The organism is Pedobacter frigoris, assembly GCF_005116445.1.
GTDB lineage: Bacteria > Bacteroidota > Bacteroidia > Sphingobacteriales > Sphingobacteriaceae > Pedobacter > Pedobacter frigoris.
Genome location: NZ_SWBQ01000001.1, coordinates 559,373 through 574,768, shown reverse-complemented (window position 1 = coordinate 574,768; position 15,396 = coordinate 559,373). Strand labels below are relative to the sequence as shown.

Annotated in this window: 13 protein-coding genes; 2 read left to right on the top strand and 11 right to left on the bottom strand. The window is 37.9% G+C overall.

The window, feature by feature from the left end; translation table 11 throughout:
- Positions 1–9 precede the first annotated feature (9 nt).
- From FA047_RS02495 to FA047_RS02450, 10 genes are all read right to left on the bottom strand, one after another.
- Positions 10–297 (bottom strand): DUF6520 family protein, encoded by a 288-nt coding sequence (locus tag FA047_RS02495; RefSeq protein WP_136834402.1) that lies wholly within the window; start codon positions 295–297, stop codon positions 10–12.
- A gap of 98 nt (positions 298–395) precedes the next feature.
- Entirely contained in the window at positions 396–839 is a 444-nt protein-coding gene (locus tag FA047_RS02490) for a MauE/DoxX family redox-associated membrane protein (protein WP_136834401.1), read from the bottom strand.
- 63 nt (positions 840–902) lie between these two features.
- Entirely contained in the window at positions 903–1,358 is a 456-nt protein-coding gene (locus tag FA047_RS02485) for a protein-disulfide reductase DsbD domain-containing protein (RefSeq protein ID WP_136834400.1), read from the bottom strand.
- A 4-nt stretch (positions 1,359–1,362) separates the two neighbouring features.
- Complete coding sequence (locus FA047_RS02480; RefSeq protein WP_169304298.1) at positions 1,363–1,899, bottom strand: peroxiredoxin family protein; 537 nt, start codon at positions 1,897–1,899, stop codon at positions 1,363–1,365.
- A complete protein-coding gene (locus FA047_RS02475; protein WP_136834398.1) occupies positions 1,896–3,938 on the bottom strand; it encodes a TlpA family protein disulfide reductase in 2,043 nt (680 codons plus the stop codon). The genes FA047_RS02480 and FA047_RS02475 overlap by 4 nt, the downstream gene beginning before the upstream one ends.
- A 37-nt stretch (positions 3,939–3,975) precedes the next feature.
- The gene (locus FA047_RS02470; RefSeq protein WP_136834397.1) at positions 3,976–5,397 is read right to left on the bottom strand and encodes a RagB/SusD family nutrient uptake outer membrane protein; all 1,422 of its coding nucleotides are present in this window, start codon (positions 5,395–5,397) and stop codon (positions 3,976–3,978) included.
- Positions 5,398–5,408: 11 nt separating this feature from the next.
- Positions 5,409–8,753 carry a SusC/RagA family TonB-linked outer membrane protein gene (locus FA047_RS02465; RefSeq protein ID WP_136834396.1) on the bottom strand — a complete coding sequence of 1,115 codons (3,345 nt, stop codon included), beginning with the start codon at positions 8,751–8,753 and terminating at the stop codon, positions 5,409–5,411.
- Positions 8,754–9,008: 255 nt separating this feature from the next.
- The gene (locus FA047_RS02460; RefSeq protein ID WP_136834395.1) at positions 9,009–10,199 is read right to left on the bottom strand and encodes a FecR family protein; all 1,191 of its coding nucleotides are present in this window, start codon (positions 10,197–10,199) and stop codon (positions 9,009–9,011) included.
- 70 nt (positions 10,200–10,269) lie between these two features.
- Positions 10,270–10,464 (bottom strand): hypothetical protein, encoded by a 195-nt coding sequence (locus FA047_RS02455; RefSeq protein ID WP_136834394.1) that lies wholly within the window; start codon positions 10,462–10,464, stop codon positions 10,270–10,272.
- Between the two features lie 51 nt (positions 10,465–10,515).
- A complete protein-coding gene (locus FA047_RS02450; protein WP_136834393.1) occupies positions 10,516–11,088 on the bottom strand; it encodes an RNA polymerase sigma factor in 573 nt (190 codons plus the stop codon).
- Positions 11,089–11,458: 370 nt separating this feature from the next.
- On the opposite strand from FA047_RS02450, the gene FA047_RS02445 reads away from it, so the two are divergent.
- Entirely contained in the window at positions 11,459–12,193 is a 735-nt protein-coding gene (locus FA047_RS02445; protein ID WP_136834392.1) for a head GIN domain-containing protein, read from the top strand.
- Positions 12,194–12,205: 12 nt separating this feature from the next.
- Here the strand turns inward: FA047_RS02445 and FA047_RS02440 are convergent, their stop codons facing one another.
- Positions 12,206–13,252 (bottom strand): carboxypeptidase-like regulatory domain-containing protein, encoded by a 1,047-nt coding sequence (locus FA047_RS02440; protein WP_136834391.1) that lies wholly within the window; start codon positions 13,250–13,252, stop codon positions 12,206–12,208.
- A 65-nt stretch (positions 13,253–13,317) separates the two neighbouring features.
- Here FA047_RS02440 and FA047_RS02435 point away from each other — a divergent pair, with 65 nt between their 5' ends.
- Positions 13,318–15,228 carry an AAA domain-containing protein gene (locus FA047_RS02435; RefSeq protein ID WP_136834390.1) on the top strand — a complete coding sequence of 637 codons (1,911 nt, stop codon included), beginning with the start codon at positions 13,318–13,320 and terminating at the stop codon, positions 15,226–15,228.
- Positions 15,229–15,396: the final 168 nt, after the last annotated feature.

The following is a 15,396-nucleotide window of genomic DNA, read 5'->3' as shown; positions in this document are numbered from 1 at the left end:
TAGGATGCTTTACGGATTACGTTTTAACAAATTTTCTTCCCATTCATTCTCACAGCCAATATAGTCGTAGTAGGCAGGGACAGTTCCAGCCAATGTTGTAACTGTACAAACTTCGCCTTCTGCTTCTCTTGAGCAGTCCCAGTTATTGTCAATAAGTAAATCTGCACAAGCAATGCCGGCTACGTCTCCATAACCCCTAACTTGAAATGTTGAATTAGAGCTGGCATGCCGAGTTGTAAATGCACTCCCGATTGCGATAATAAAACAAGCGATTAATAAAACCTTTGCTTTTTTCATAATTTTAAGTTTAACATGAATAATTTGCGCCTACTTTTTCTCAGGTTTTCGGCTCTTTCCTGACTTATTGCAATAAATATTTTTAAATAACGGTCCTTTTAACTTTCATCTTGATAAGAAATGATAGCAATTATTGATAGAGACACGAAAACAATATTGAACCACAAATGTTGGTTCCAATTCAACCTTGATAAAACGCCGCCGCATGAGCAAGGTATATAGTCAGCAAACTTGGTTATAGCAATAATGTATGTAGAAAACATAATCATTAACCCAAAACAACCGTATAAGGCCAAAAATCTGAATCTCGAAAACATCAATAACATCGATAGTATGATTTCAATAAGTGGAATTCCAATCGCTACCTGACCAGCAAAAGCGGTAAGTAAGGGAGAACGTCCTAATTCATTTTTAAATTGTTCGTAATCCAACAGTTTACTTACAGCAGAATATGCAAATAGTAAAATGAATAGGGATGAGATGACATCAATAGTCACGATTAGTTTAGTTGAATGAATATCTTTTATAGTAATTTGTCTCATAGCTATGCTAATTGAAAAGTGAATCTTATCTTTTTGTACGTATGCAATTATTAATGATTGGTTCTATTTCAATTCCACTGAAAACTCCACCATATCATTAATACACTGTTCCTTATCACAAGTCATGTATTTCACTTTTCCGGAGATGACTTTATTCCCCTTCTCATTCTTCACCTTTACCAATTGCACAAATTCTACCTTATTTTCAAAGTAATGTACACCCACATCAAATACCTCCTCATGTTTTTTCTTCATGATGCCGATCTCTTTAGCTTTGCCACCTAACAACAGGTTGGTGTTCTTATCAAAGCTAATCGATGTTGGTTCTGGTCCACCTTCCGGAGTCCATTGACTGTAAATCGCCCAGCCGACCTTTACCGTAGCTGTTAAGTGTAATTCATAAACATTAGATTTTACTTTCCTAACGTTAAAGCTCCAAATGGTTGGTTTTATAATCTGGCCTTGTGTGTAAATAATGATTAAAGCAAACCATATTGTTATAATAACTTTTTTCATCATGCAATTATTTTAAAACTTCTCCCAAAAAAGTATCCAATCTATCTCCCCTTAAATTAACTGCTACAATCTTTCCTGTCGGATCAATTAGGAAATTACTTGGTAGGGAAACAGCATTATATAATCTAGCTGCAGATTGATCAAAGTCTGAAATCTGCAACCAGGTCATTCCTTCATCTGCAATTGCCTGTAGCCATTTACTCTTTTCTTTTTCTTGATCCCTAGTTACTCCTATAATGGTGAAGTTCTTACCTTTGTATTTATCATACGCTTTAACCAAATGTGGAAATTCGGCTCTGCAGGGTCCGCACCAAGATGCCCAAAAATCAAGTAATACATATTTTCCTTTAAATGACGACAAGGTAAACTTATTACCAATACTATCAACTTGAGTAAAATCTGGAGCAATTTCACCCACCTTCGGCGCAATCTTTTTAACCCTTTTTATTGTTTTTTCAGGTTGCAGCAGCCAGGACGGATTTTCTTGGGCAAATAAATTGCTGTGAAGAATTACAAACACTGTAATTACAAACGTTAGTTTCATAATTCTCTGTTTAAATTGATTTTTGAGGGTTTTATAGAAGTTGAAGAAATTGGCCATGTCGGTTCTCTTTTCTCCATTTTAACGAGGGTTTCTTGGTAGAGTTTGTTATTAGGCTCTGCTTTTAAAACCATTACATTCATATAATTAAGACCTCCCTTAAGTACAGTGTCTCCACCCTCCACGTTAGCCGATATCTTATTATTTCTCATCAACATCCCTAATTTATAGAGCAAATTCGCCGCAACATACCACGATTGGCTTGTAGTAGATTGATCGTCAAGATATATCCTCCTCCACCGATCCGCTTCAGAAATAGCATCTTCATTATCAGAATGTTGAAATAAAAGCCAGGCATACTCCTTTAATTTTTCTGGGAAGATGTTCAGCTTATATTTTTCAGTATAGAATATTACCGATTTCTCGAAATTTGACCAATCATTTTTAAAAATAAAATATTCCACTTTTGATCTTGACACCACCTCATCCGCAATCGGAGGATATTTTTTTTGCAATTCTGTTTTCAAATTTTCCCATTTTGGATTTCCTTTTTTAGGAATATTTTGTCTTATCAAATCATTGATAATAAGACTATCATTTCCATTTAGGCTCATTAACTCTCTTAAAGAATTATCAGTTGAAAATTCAATATGGGTAGGTTTCTTGTCACGAATCACTAATACTTTAAACTCTCTTTCACCAACTACAATATCTAATCCATTTTTTTGTAGTTCTTTTTTGACTGCTTCCATGTCTTTCATTTCAGCATTTATGGTTATATCTATTCGATCGGCAATATTAGTCTCATCAAAAATAGGAATCCACTTATTTTGAAAACTAAATTTTATCTTACTAAGAAAATCACTCATTTTACAGCGAGTTACACTAAAACCTAACCCATCAACTAGCTCGCTGCGTGCAGTTGCCCCTTTATTTTTTATTTTTTCCAAAGCACCTGGCTTAGCAACTAATCGATAAATTGGCATTCTTCTAACTTCAATAGTTGCACTATAATTCAAGTAGTTTTCTAGGTCCCTCTGCATAATGAACATTAATTTTTCTTTACTTACTTGAGAGGACGGAACATCTAAAGAATAGTTAAATCCGACACGGCTTTCGCCTTCATAATTAAAAAGTGAAGAATCTCTTATTTCTAAGACAGGGCGTCTATAAACTTTATTGTATAAAGGATCATTATTGTCCCAATAAGGGAAACCGAAATAAGCGTTATTATACATCATAAATAACATCGCATTTGATGCCTTATAACCCTTTCTAATGAAAGACTCAGATTTTAGTTGATAATCAATTTGAGGGTTATAATATTTATCGAAACTAGGGTTGCTTTTAGCTAAAATTGATTGATATAGAATAGAAGAATCTGCTGGAGCAGGATTTAAATTATTTATTCCCTTTTTAAACTCAACCCTATCGGCATCTATCATATCTAAAACTGGATTTTTCCCATTCAATAATGCCTTAACCTTTTCCACGGTCATATTATTGCCTCCCGTTATCGCCCGAACAATCCCAGTGGGATCAATAATTATCATATAAGGTGCTGAGTAAATCCCAAAACGTTCCTGTAAGGCTGATTCGTAAGCACAAGGCATGGATAATTTTCGCTTCTCTCTTAAAGTTTCGTAAAGCACTTTTGTTGGTTCGTAATGGTGAAAGCTACCTTCCGAATTGTCAATGAATGCAATCATCATAAACTGGATTTCGTCACCAAATTCCTGTTGAAACTTGTTAATTTTTGGAAAGCTGGCTATACATGCGCTACAGGTGCGATGCCAAAAATCAAGGACTAGCCATCTACCTTTGAAATCCTTTAAACTTGCCTTTTTAGCTTTATAATATGTAATATCACTTAACGTAAAATCAGGCATGGGTTTGCCTACTTCAGGTTGAGGACCAAAGGGGACTGGCAATCCTGCTGCTTTATATTCCTGCTGCATTTTTAATAAATCAATGTCATTTTCCTGGGCTAACGTTACTTTACTTAATAAGAGAAGTAACAGAATTATTTTATAAATTTTCATGTGTATTTCTTTTTAAATTCTATAATTTTTTAGTGTTTTATTGATAACCTGGGTTCTGCTGATTAGCCATACCTGGATCATTATTAATTTGAATTTGTGGGATTGGCCATAACTGATCTGTGGTTTGCCAATTACTCCCTTTTAATGGGCTTAATATGACGTCGGCGCGATTGGTGCGTTTTAAATCAAGCCATCGATGCCCCAATTCTGTAAACAATTCAAATCTACGTTCTTGTTCTATAGCTGCGAGCATCGTCGTTTCATTTGTGGCAGTAGTATTGCCTATCCCCGCACGATTTCTTATAAAATTGATGTCACTTTCAGCACTATTGGCTCCAGTTACTTTCCCTGCTTGATGCGCTCTTGCTTCTGCACGAATGAGATATTGCTCTCCTAAGCGTAGAACCATGGAATATTCTGTCACGGGAGATACAGCCGCAGTTTTATATTTATTAGGTTGATAATAGGTAATTCCGCCCGAAATGCGACTAATGATCCAGTTCGCTTTACGCAGATCATTATTGTCAAATAAAAGAACAAATTCCGGTCTCAGTGCGCCGTTGCTTGGTTTACCTGTAAAATTAAATGTACTCGCATCTGGTGTATTACCATAAAGATCATTTATTAATTGCCAAATGGCCTCTTTAGAGTTTTTCAAGAACATATTATTTATAGGTTCTGGTCCATACAACGTAGTATAGCTAATAACTTTTGAAGCTTCTATTTCAGCATTTTGCCAGTCACTATTATATAAATAAACCCGAGCAAGCATAGCTGTTGCCGCAAATTTATTTACTCGAATTCTTTCTAGCGTGACCGTGCCATTTGCAGTAAGATAATTTGCACTTAAAAGGTTTTGCGCGTCTTTTAAATCCTTAATAATTTGCTGATATACCTCGACTTTAGCAGTCCGTGGAATTACAGCATTGATGCGATAATCGGGGGTCAACACCAAAGGCACATCACCAAATAAATTTATTAAGTAAAAGTAGGCAAAAGCTCGAATAAATTTGGCTTCTCCTTCTAATCTCGACTTTAAGGTTGAAGTAATATTAGATGAGCTTGGAAGAGCGTCTAAAATTATGTTGGCTTTATAAATATGTCGGTACGGAGCAGCCCAAAATGCTGCATTTAATGTAGAACTAATAGGTTCTATATTATTAGTTGCAAATTCAACATGGCTAAATGCTGTTGCGTATAGCTCCATTTCATCAGCAGCCAAGGCACCTCTATAGCTAAGACTTCCACCAATAACACCACTGATATATGATGCTGTGCCATTTGTCATTTCTCCATAAATATCAATAATAGCAGCTGTTGCAGTCACGTCACCATTAAATACGGTTTCCTTTGTAAGGCCTGTTTTTGGAGGACCGATCTCTACAAACTTCCTACAGGAAGTTAAAAATGTGATAGCAACAATGCTATATACAATGAATAGTTTATATATATATTTCATCTCAATCGATCTTAAAATGTTAATTGGACACCTCCAGTTAGGAAAAATAGCGGAGGCAACGTTCCCGCTTGGGTTTCAGGGTCAAGCCCTTTATATTTTGTTATGGTCAGTAGGTTTTGTCCTTGTATATAGATTCTTGCGGCCTTTATTTTTGCCATATCAACAATCACTTTTGGAAGTTGATAAGCCAAGGATAAGTTCTTCAAACGGATAAACGAGGCATCACTATACAGTGCGTCACTTCTATTATATCTATTATATGTTGTGTTGGAAGTTTGTGTAAATTTTTGAATAGAAGCCAAATCGCCTAAACCTCTCCATCTATTGGAAAGAATTTCTTTAGGTTGATTCTGCATATAACCTGGTGAGTTTACAAACAGACTTAAGTAATTTCTTCCTAATTGTTTTGAAAACTGTAATAAGAAATCTAACTGAATCCATTTCCATTTCAAGCTGTTATTAAAACCACCATTGAATTTAGCCCCCATAAATACCGCATGAAAATCAGCAGCATTATAAAGATTATTATTATCTACATCCTGTACTTCATACAAACCTGTTTGCGGATTAACTCCTATATATCGGTAAAGCTTAACTATTGCCAATGGCTCTCCAACAACATAAGAACTGGCATAGGAAGAGCCCGCCAGATTTGGATAAGAAACTAATTTGTTTTTCGGAATACTAAAATTAATGGCACTAGTCCAACTAAATGTTTGGGTTTTAATATTAATAGTATTTAGCTCCAATTCAAATCCTGTATTTTGAACAGTAGCATCTAAATTATAAGACGGCAAACTTGTAAAACCAGTAGAGGGAGGAAGTGGATACCCAACCAATTGACTAGATGAAAGATTACGATACCATGCTGTTGTTAACAAGATCCTTTCCTTAAAAAATCCCAACTCTAAAGCCATTTCTAGTTTTTTATTCACTTCCCAGCCAAAATCAGGATTGTATAATTGAGTTGGGCCTAATCCCTGCAGACCTCCATATTTACCAGTAGAAGGATTATAACTATCTAAAAATGCATAATCACGGGTTTGATCACTTCCAGTAATTCCATAACTACCTCTTATTTTGCCATAACTCAATGTCGATAAACTATTCTTTATCAGTTTTTCTTCTGAAAAAATCCATGCGACACCAATAGCCCCAAAATTCGCGAATTGTCTGTTTGGTCCAAATCTACTCGATCCATCGCGACGTCCAGTAAGATTAATTATATATTTATTATTATAATCGTAGTTTATTCGTGTATAAATGGCATTATACCTATATTTTGCCGTACTATAGTTATTGGAAACATTAAGAGCCGCGCTAATGTTGTCCATCAAAGCCTCACTACCAAATCCACTAGCGTATTGAGAAAGCGATTCTGAATTTTGATCTTGAAACGTACCGCCAATCAAAGCATTAATCTTATTCTTCTGAAACTGTTTACTCCATATTAGCTGGGGTTCAATAATCCAGGAATTAATTAAACTAGAACCATAAATAGAACTATTTTGTATAAACTCTTGGATAGAAGGCAAGTAAGTGCTAATTTTATCTTTAGATACTTCCTTTCTCATCGCGTTAGTATACCCCATTGTTGCTTTCAATATTAAACCAGGAATAAATTGATAACCAAAGTTTCCATTTGCAATTAAATTAATGAATCGGGCATCATATGGATTTTTAGTAGATCTCAATAGATTTTGACTAACTCCGGCAGCCCAGTTGAGATTGCCATCCCCATCTAATAAATCGGGCGCATTGGGAGCGAGGTTTATAGCTTTGCTAGTTAAGTCTTCTACAAAAAGATTAGTTGTTCCAATAGAATAATTAACTGTAATTTGGCTTTTAAACTTTTGATTCGGGGAGGTGTTCGATAAACTTAAAGAAGAAGAAGCCCTTTGGTCGGCAAAATCGCCAGGAAATACAGTACTTTCTTTATGATACCCCCCACCAAAACGATATTGAGAATTTGCTGTCCCACCTGAAAAGCTAATTTGAGCATCTGTGTTTTTTGCAGTTCCTCCAATTAGTTCCTTCTGCCAATCAGTATATTTGTGTTGATCCCATGTGCCATTTAAGTCATAAGCATTTGCGGGGAGTGCATTAATCCCATCGTTTTTAAAAGCTTCCCTACGCATTTCAAGATATTCTTCCGTGTTCAATAAATCTAACTTTCTTGTCACTTTTCCTACACCTGAATAAACATTTGCATCAATTTGCATCTGTCCGGTTTTTCCTCTTTTCGTAGTAATCAACACCACACCATTTGCACCACGTGAACCGTATATGGCTGTCGCATCCGCATCCTTTAAAATTTCTATCGATTCAATATCAGATGGGTTTATACTATTAAAAGGACTTGCTCCCGTTACACCAGATCCTGTACCATTTACCCCTAGTGGATACATTGTTTGGGAAGCGGCAGTATTTAATGGGGTTGAGCTAAAAGGCACCCCATCAATTATATATAAAGGGATATTACCATTATTATCTGTTAGTTTTCGTAAACTATTTTGCCCACGTATTTCAATATTAAAATTACCCCCTGGTACTCCTGTAACCTGTGTAATGACAAGACCAGGAACACGACCATACAATGCTGCCAATGGATTACTAACAGGCTGCCGGGAAATTTCATCAGCTGTTACCCGTCCAACAGATCCAGTTGACAACCTCCTTTTTTCGGTATAATACCCCTTATTAATCTCCACCTCATTCAAATCTGAAAAACTAACCTCTAATTTAATCGTTCCCAAATTCTTAGCGGCTTTAAGCTCAACAGACTTAAATCCAATAAAAGAAATCTCTATTGTAGCATCCTCATCTACCCCCTGCAAATAAAACGCTCCATTACTAGCCGTAGTCGTCGTCCGGTTGCCTCCCTTCACCTTCACGCTCGCCCCAGCCAGCGCATTCCCCGTCTCCCCATCCACCACAACACCAACAACATTAATATCAGCAAAAACACCAACCACCCTATCCAAAAAGGAAGGCGCTTTAGGTTTTATCATTACGGTCTCTTCTTCAATGCTATATTCCAGTCCCTGGCTACTCAGGATCTGCTCAAGGGCATCATCAAGATTCTGATTTTTAATTTGGAGGTTAATGGTTTTGGTCCCATTTACCTGTGCCGGCTGCCACAGCACGTTATAGCCCGTCTGCTTTCTGATCTCTTTAAACACTTCAGACAGGGCAATGTTATTTTTAACAATAGTTACCTTTTGTCCAAAGCTCGCAGCACTTACCTGGAGTAAGGCGGTTAATAGTATTAGTGTCGTTATTTTCATCACTAATAAAGTTTGTCGCAACCAGCGTGGTAACACGCCGATGGCATTGTTAAAAGCATATATATTCATTACTTTTACAAGGTTTGAGTTGATAATAAACGGTTTTCCCAAATTTGTTTATCCTGCTCCCGATTTATCGGAAAGGAAAGGTTAACTCAGACTTTGCCGGATAGCGCTTCGACTCGCTATTCGGCTTTTTCTTTTTATAGCCAACCTGGTTATCTTCTAACTTTCCGTTCGTAAATTTCTTAGCATGGTGGTTCGTTTAGTTTGGTTGTTGATATATATGGTTAGTTCGCGAGTTGATTCTTATTAGTATTGTCTTTATTTTGTCGTCATTACTATTATCTTTTTTCCTTCTATTTTAAACTTCACAGGCCCCGTCTTTTCCAGTTTACTCAGCACTGACGATACTTTAGCAAACCTGGATACCGATCCGCTGAATACTTGTTTGCCCACCTTTTCGTTTTCATAGCTTACCTCTACGTTATACCAGCGGCCCACCTTCATCATGATAGATTCCAGGGTCTCAGCGTCAAACATAAAAAGACCGTTTTTCCAGGCCACAGCACCTTCGGTGTCTACTTGTTCAATTCTTATAACACCACCATCAGACAAGGTAGATTGCTGCCCTGGTACAAGCGTCCGGAAGGACTTGTCTGAAACGCTGCCCGTTAAATCCACTCTTACACTACCTTCCAGCAACGTAGTCCTGATATTACTTTCATCCTTGTACGCATTGATATTGAAGTGCGTACCCAGCACCTCCACCTCTTGTTTATCCGTCGTTACTATAAAAGGATGTGCTTTATCTTTTGCTACTTCAAAATACCCCTCGCCGGATAGTTTCACAAATCTTGCTTTACTATTCACAAAATTGGATGGAAACTCAAGTTTTGAGTCAGCATTTAGCCACACCTTCGTTCCGTCGGGAAGTGTAAACTGATACGTCTGCCCGCGGGCTGTCGCCGCGGTCAGGGCTTGCGCCTTGCCGTTCTCAACTCCTTTGTCATCCCGAGTTCCGAGGGATCCAGATCCTTCGCTGTCGCTCTGGATGACAAGTGTGTTATCATCGTACTTCAGGTCATTCTTTCCAATCACCACCCCACTCTTCGCATCACTCAACTGTATCACCTTACCATTCGCCAGCGTAATCGTCGCACCGTTTTTTCCTGGAGCTATGTCATTTTGGTTTACGATTGTAGAATTACGATTTACGATGGAGCTAGGAGCATTAAAGAAATAAACTCCAAGAACGATCAATGCCACTGCCGCTGCAACCGCAGCTATGCGAGGCCAAAGTTTGACTTTATGTATTTGTGTACCTATGGTTTGTTGTATACCTGCCCACACCAAAGGCTGGGTTACTTCGATTTCTGTCTGACTTGGAAATTGTTTCTCTATGTTTTGATACTGCATGTACCAAGCTTCAAGCCATGCGATTTCTTCTTCGCTGGCTTTACCATTTTGGTATTTCTTAAGCAGTTCCTTAAATTTTTCGTCTCCTGTTTCCATCGAATTTTGTATGGTGTATAACAGTAAGACTTTTCAGAATACCAGAGTGGGTATAAGAATTGAAAAAAAATTACAAGTCTGAAGGCAGATTCCATATCAGCCCACTCTTTGACAAAGTCAAGTTCCTTTTATCAAACAGTTCATTCATGATCATCCAGACCTGATCAGTCAATACAAACGACCTTGTGGTACTCATATCTGTCTTAGTAAAAAATCCAGTAATCGATATTTTTTCTGTTTCAATTTCCTTATCCTGTAACTTCAAGAACAGCTTTATTTTCAGATTAATGTTTCAGATCATTGCTCGCCTTTAAAGTTATAGGAAATACATGAAGAAAAACAGTAATCCAAGTTTTTCACGAAGCTGTTTTTTCGCCTTTTTCATCTGAACTTCGACTGTTTGTTCAGATATCCCAAGCTTTTCCGCTATTTCCTTATTGCTTAAATATTCGTTCCTTCTGAGTTCGAATACTTCTCTCATCCTTGGTGGCAGGGCCGCGATTTCTGTTTCAATGATGAGCCTTAGCTGGCTTTCCCTTATGCGGTGATCTGTAGATGCTTCTCCTTCTTCCTGAAACTTTTCGAACTGACTGGCGTAATCACTCACAGTTTTTTGACGATAGATGAATGACAGTACAGTATTGCGGAGCATGGTATAAAGGTAGCCCGTAAAATTTGGCATTTCTTCCAGACGCTGGTGTCGGTTCCAGAGTTTAACGAAGACGTCTTGTACAATGTCCATTGCATCTTCACGGCTCCGGAGTTTATTGTAGGCATGGGAATAAAGCAATGGATAGTAGCGCTCAAAGATCTCTGCAAATGCAACAGTATTGCCCTGCTTTAATAAAGCCACCAGTTCCTGATCGGTATATGCGCTGTATTCAGCCATGATGTTATTACCCCCGTTACTTTAAAGTTAAGCAATTTCTTTGGCAAGATTATATAACTTATTGCACATAAACCAACTACAGAGTAAAATAAATTTTACTTTTTACTGCTAAAAGGGATTAGGGGACAATTAGTCCTGCGTTCGCCATGCGTTCGTATCAACTGGGGTATTGCTCCGCTCCTTCTGGGGTATTGCTGGGGTCAGGAGCCCAGCAATACCCCAGTTGCACCCCAGTTGTAGCGCAGCAAAAGCGAGCGCACACCTAAAGGAAGAGGAGAACACCAAAAATATTACTCCCCTCATGCAACAATCCTATTAAATAAACGTCTTATACACATTAACAGTAATATTGCAACACATCATAATTAACATGAAAAGATCATTCTCAATCCTGCTGGTAGCTATACTCGCTATTGGTTACACTGATACATTCGCCGACCAGTCAATCAACATTAATACTTTTCACATAGCTAAAGATGAGCGCAATGTCAAGAACTTTAATGGAATAGCTGCCGGAGGTCCGATTGATGTAATAGTTAAAATTGGAGACAAAGAAAGCTTGACCTTTGAAGGAGATGAAGAGGCTATAGCCACATTAATTAGTGAAGTAAAGGGCAACATACTGATCATAAGACCACAAAACAGCTGGAAAAGCTGGGCAAAGAAGTATGAAAATAAGAAAATCACAGCTCACGTTACTGCAAAACAAATCAGCAGCTTGGCGATGAGCGGAAATGGAACAATTAATATTTCAGGTACTGCAACAGCCTCCGAATTTGCCGTTACTTTGAGCGGATCAGGGTCTATAAAAGCTAATGTTGATGCAGATAAAATTACAGGTGTACTTAGTGGTTCTGGAAGTATAGTTTTAAGTGGCAAAGCAGATGACGCTAGTGTAACGCTCAGCGGATCGGGCAGCTTCGGAAGCAAGACCCTTGCTGTAAATAATCTTTCAGCTCGTGTCAGCGGTTCAGGCAACATCAATATCAATACTGATGGCAACATAAAGGCCGTTATCAGCGGATCAGGACATGTATATTATAGTGGCAATCCAGAAATAAATGAGACTGTATTGCTGGGTTCAGGAAGAGTAAGCAAAAGATAGGCGAACGCTGTCTTATTCCTGATATTCGAACGGGAGCTGATCGCCAATTCGCTTTCCTCCCCAATATCCCTTTACAAGAAAACTCCTAAAGTCTACATAACTTCCTTTCTTGTCTATTGTAGCTCTTTTTAAATACAATCTGAGCAATGTGCCATCATTTCCCATTTTAGATGTAAACTGATGTGTACCTTGTTGATAAACCTGTGTCGCAGAACTATCATAACGGATATATAAGGAATTTTTAAACGCAAGGGAAATAAAGTTGCTATCTATTAATTTCACAAAACTATTCACGTCTACCAATTTAGTCTGCGTACCACTGACCTGGTAAGTGATAAAATTAAGGTCGACTGTTTTACCTTGAAAAAGTGCTCTCATGTACTGCATCAGAGAGCCTTTATAAGCATTCTTCCTGTTCTCAATCCATTCACTTTCCTCTTGATCGGATCCCTCTATATTTTCAAAGATCAGCTCACCATCATAGCTTGCAACTGTCGACATCCGGTTATAGCTAAATTTTCTGAGCAGGTATTTGATCTTGTAACCCAATTTCTGGTTCATGATGATTAAAAAGTCATCAGAAGTAGCTTCTAATGCATTGTCTTTCTTATTCTCCTTAAACTTCAAAATTTCTGTATTTAAGATTTCACAACCCGCAGCATTCTCAGTTGTTCCCAGAAAATTCTTAATAAACAATGCCATATATCCGGCACGACGAGGATCAAAAGAAATTACAACTTCCTTTAAAGTTTCTTCTTTTTCCTTCAGTGAAAGATTAAGTACGATGTGTTGATTTTGTACGTTGACAGTTTGTTTTACAGAATAAAAACCTACCATATTAACGACCAGCTGATAAGTTCCCGGTTCTACATCTCTAAATCTAAATTCACCTTTATCATTAGTTGCAGTTATACGTTTAGATCCATCAATAAAAACAGTGGCCAAAGCAAGTGGTTTGCCAGTTGCATCTTTCACAACACCGCCAATTGTAAAGAACTGTTGCGCCTTTACGTGAGGATGTATTAACAGCAGAAAAACAACAAACAAGAGACGTTTCATAAATCAACTTAACATTTAGTTATTACAAGTATATCACATTTTTATATTATAGTATCTTTGCGGCGATGGAATATTTCAAGAAATTACTTGGCCTGCTAAAAATAGAAAAGGAAGAAGACTTAAAATCTTACAAAAACCTTACAGAATCTACTTCAGTTACAGAACGCAGAACCAATGGACTTTCCTGGTACCCGATAGCAATCAGAGGCTCAGAAATGAGTCGTGGTGACTACCTGACCGTCGAATTGGAACGCACTACACATCAGGAAGTCAGCCATCAGTTCCGCTTTGGTTCGTCAGTCAACTTATTTTCCAATCATGACCCCAACAACAACAGGATTGAAGGAACTGTGACTCATTTAAATGCCAACAAATTAAAGATCACATTGCGGACAGACGAATTGCCGGAATGGTCAAGAGATGGCAAATTGGGCATTGATCTTCTTTTTGACAATAACAGTTACGACGAAATGCAAAATGCACTTAAGCTGGCATCCACTAACACAGAAGATAAAAAATCAGGTCCTTCAAACCTGATTAAAATACTTACAGGAGATCAATCTCCTGATTTTCAATCTGAAGGCTTAAAATACAACATCGCTGATCTAAATGAGGCTCAACAACAGGCGGTAAACAAAATATTGTCCGCAAATGAGCTGGCGATTGTGCACGGGCCTCCGGGAACTGGAAAAACAACTACACTGGTACAAGCTATAAAAGCCATGAACAAACAAAACAATCGGCAGATTCTCGTTGTAGCACCCAGTAATACGGCAGTAGATCTTTTAAGTAAGAAGCTTGCAAAAGAAGGTCTGAATGTTTTAAGAATTGGTAACCCCGCCAGGGTTTCAGAGACAATGCTTTCTTTGACGCTCGACAGTAAAATGGCTGAGCATGAACAGATGAAAGACATAAAAAGTCTGAGAAAACAGGCGGCGGAATACAAAAACATGGCCCACAAATATAAGCGCAATTTTGGCAGGGCCGAACAGGAACAGCGTAAGGCATTGTTCAATGAAGCCCATAAAATCATGAAAGAAATAGGCAATACTGAACAATACATTACAGATCAGATCATCGCCAAAGCCCAGGTCATCACCGCTACCCTTATCGGAGCTAATCATTATACCATTCGAAATCTAAAATTCGATACCGTAGTCATAGATGAAGCAGGACAAGCGTTAGAGCCGGCTTGTTGGATTCCCATACTAAAGGCAAATAAAGTTGTTCTTGCCGGCGACCATTGTCAGTTACCCCCTACTATAAAATCTGCTGAAGCTGCAAAAGATGGATTAAATCATACACTATTGGAGAAATGTGTAATAAAACATCCGGAAAGCGTCGTCCTGTTACAGGAACAATACCGCATGCATGAAAGCATAATGGGATATTCATCTAAAATTTTCTATGGCAGTCAGTTAAAGGCAAATGAGCGTGTAAAGCGAAAAGTACTGTTTAAAGATGACAGTCCCTTATCATTTATTGATACGGCAGGTTGCGCTTTTGACGAAAAAGCTGAGGGGACAAGTTTAAGTAATCCGGAAGAAGCCTCTTTTCTCTTAAAACACCTGACCGCCTACATCGCCGAGCTAGATCCCCACTACGGTATTGAAAATTTCCCATCCATAGGAATCATCTCTCCATACCAACAGCAAATCAAAACCTTAAAGGATTTATTTGAAAATACGCCTGAATTGCATAAATATGCGGGTCACATCACCATCAATACAGTGGATAGTTTTCAGGGCCAGGAACGGGATATCATCTACCTTGGGTTAACCAGGAGCAATGCAGAAAGAAACATAGGTTTCTTAAATGATATCCGGAGGATGAATGTAGCCATGACCAGGGCTAAACAAAAACTGGTTGTGATTGGTGACAGCGCCACACTATCGCGCCTGCCTTTCTATTCAGATTTCATCAACTATTCCGACGAAAAACAAGGTTACAAAAGTGCATGGGAATTTGTTGAATAGCCGATCAATAAATTTCTTTAAAAATTGACAGATTTTTCTTCCTGTTGCTGTCTCATTATCCGTTATGAGTGTATAGTTTTTTTATACTAATTTTTTGAAATGCAATTAGTCATATATGATTATATTTCAATTCGAATGATTATCCCCCTAATAGTAAAACCGCATGGA

Coding starts and splice junctions, on each gene's coding strand:
- FA047_RS02495 (WP_136834402.1), bottom strand. CDS start 297: ATGAAAAAAGCAAAGGTTTTATTAATCGCTTGTTTTATTATCGCAATC.
- FA047_RS02490 (WP_136834401.1), bottom strand. CDS start 839: ATGAGACAAATTACTATAAAAGATATTCATTCAACTAAACTAATCGTG.
- FA047_RS02485 (WP_136834400.1), bottom strand. CDS start 1,358: ATGATGAAAAAAGTTATTATAACAATATGGTTTGCTTTAATCATTATT.
- FA047_RS02480 (WP_169304298.1), bottom strand. CDS start 1,899: ATGAAACTAACGTTTGTAATTACAGTGTTTGTAATTCTTCACAGCAAT.
- FA047_RS02475 (WP_136834398.1), bottom strand. CDS start 3,938: ATGAAAATTTATAAAATAATTCTGTTACTTCTCTTATTAAGTAAAGTA.
- FA047_RS02470 (WP_136834397.1), bottom strand. CDS start 5,397: ATGAAATATATATATAAACTATTCATTGTATATAGCATTGTTGCTATC.
- FA047_RS02465 (WP_136834396.1), bottom strand. CDS start 8,753: ATGAATATATATGCTTTTAACAATGCCATCGGCGTGTTACCACGCTGG.
- FA047_RS02460 (WP_136834395.1), bottom strand. CDS start 10,199: ATGGAAACAGGAGACGAAAAATTTAAGGAACTGCTTAAGAAATACCAA.
- FA047_RS02450 (WP_136834393.1), bottom strand. CDS start 11,088: ATGGCTGAATACAGCGCATATACCGATCAGGAACTGGTGGCTTTATTA.
- FA047_RS02445 (WP_136834392.1), top strand. CDS start 11,459: ATGAAAAGATCATTCTCAATCCTGCTGGTAGCTATACTCGCTATTGGT.
- FA047_RS02440 (WP_136834391.1), bottom strand. CDS start 13,252: ATGAAACGTCTCTTGTTTGTTGTTTTTCTGCTGTTAATACATCCTCAC.
- FA047_RS02435 (WP_136834390.1), top strand. CDS start 13,318: ATGGAATATTTCAAGAAATTACTTGGCCTGCTAAAAATAGAAAAGGAA.